The sequence below is a fragment of the bacterium genome (assembly GCA_021372775.1).
Taxonomy (GTDB): Bacteria; Acidobacteriota; Polarisedimenticolia; order J045; family J045; genus JAJFTU01.
The window spans coordinates 1-1,508 of record JAJFTU010000127.1 but is presented as its reverse complement, the minus strand read 5'-3'; the positions used below and the strand labels follow the sequence as shown (position 1 = coordinate 1,508).

Below are 1,508 nucleotides of genomic sequence, written 5' to 3'. Positions count from 1 at the left end.
GCGGTGCGCGTCGGCGACGAGGCTGCCGACGTAGCGCAGGCTGCGCGCCGGCTCGGTCGCCGGCTGCTCGAAGTCGGCCAGCGCGCGCTCGACCTCCTGCGTCCACTTGCCGCGGTTGCCGAAGTTGGCGGAGTAGTACTTCCCCTTCGGCGGAATCTTGATGTCGGGGTGGGAGAGGATGTACTCGCCGAGCGCCGGGTCGAGCGTGAAACCGTGGACGCCGTTGGCGAGCGCGAGGACGAGGATCGTGCTCGAGCCGTAGACCGCGTACCCCGCGCAGACCAGCTTCCGCGGCGGCTGCAGCAGGTCCTCGAGACCGCCGATCCCCTCCGGCGGGCTGACCCGGCGATAGACGCCGAAGATCGTCCCCACGGAGACCGCGACGTCGATGTTCGACGAGCCGTCGAGCGGGTCGAAGAGGACGGCGTAGGGCGCCGGCTCGTGGTCGGAGGGGAGGCGGATCGGCACCGCCAGTTCCTCCGACCCGATGGCGCAGACGACGCCGGTGCGGGTCAGCGTCTTGACCATCGTGTCGTTGGCGAATTCGTCGAGGCGCGCGACCGTCTCGCCTTGGATGTTCCGGCGGCCGGTCAGCCCGAGCAGGCTGCCGAGCCCCGCCGCGTTGACTTCGCGGGAGATGATCTTCGTCGCCAGAGCCAGCCCTTCGACGAGGGTCGTGAAGGCGCCGGTGGCCTGGGGAAAGTTGCGCTGGGTCTTCGTGACGAACTCGATCAGGGTCGCCGGACGCGCGTTCAGGTCCATGTCCGCTCCTTGGCCCGCCCCGCCGCTGTTGAGCGGCGCGCGGGGAGCATCTATTCTGCACCGGACGCGCCGCCGTTGGGCGGCGCGCGGCCGCATTCGCGGCGGAAACGGAGCGATCCATGAACGAGCGCAAAGCGCCCGAACGCCATTGGGCGGACGTCGCCGCGGACGAAGTCCTCGCGCGCGGCGTCGAGGCCCCCGTCGTCGCCACCGGCATCTCCCCGTCGGGGCAGTTCCACGTCGGCCATCTCCGCGAGATCCTGACCGGCGATTCGCTCGCCCGCGCCCTGCGCGAGCGCGGCGCCGCGGCGCGGCTGGTCTTCATCGTGGACGACATCGACCCGCTGCGGAAGGTCGCGCCGTTCCTCGACGCGGACCGCTTCGCGCCCGAGGTCGGGAAGTCGGTGTTCGAGATTCCGGCGCCGACGGGCGAGGGCTCCTACGCCGACTACTTCCTCAACCCGTTCCTCGAGGCGCTGAAGCAGCTGCGCGTCGACTGCCAGGTCGTGCGCGCGCACGATTTCTACGCGTCGGGAAAGATGGACGACGTGATCTTCGCCGCGCTCGAGCACCGGGACGAGATCGCGAAGACGCTCCACGAGGTGACCGGCAAGGAGTGCGAGGCCGACTGGTCGCCGTGGAATCCGCGCTGCCCGAAGTGCCGCATGATCACCAAGGGGGTCGTGCACGGCTTCGACCGCGCCGCGGGGACCATCCGCTCCAACTGCGGCCACTGCGGCGCCGAG

Annotated in this window: 2 protein-coding genes; one reads left to right on the top strand and one right to left on the bottom strand. The window is 70.5% G+C overall.

The features are described from left to right. Positions 1-762, bottom strand: a 762-nt coding sequence (locus LLG88_04310) for a fructose-1,6-bisphosphatase (GenBank protein ID MCE5246129.1), incomplete at its 3' end; no start/stop codon positions are given. A 119-nt stretch (positions 763-881) separates the two neighbouring features. Here LLG88_04310 and lysS point away from each other — a divergent pair. Next, positions 882-1,508: lysine--tRNA ligase (lysS, locus tag LLG88_04305; protein ID MCE5246128.1), on the top strand; the 627-nt coding region annotated here is incomplete at its 3' end.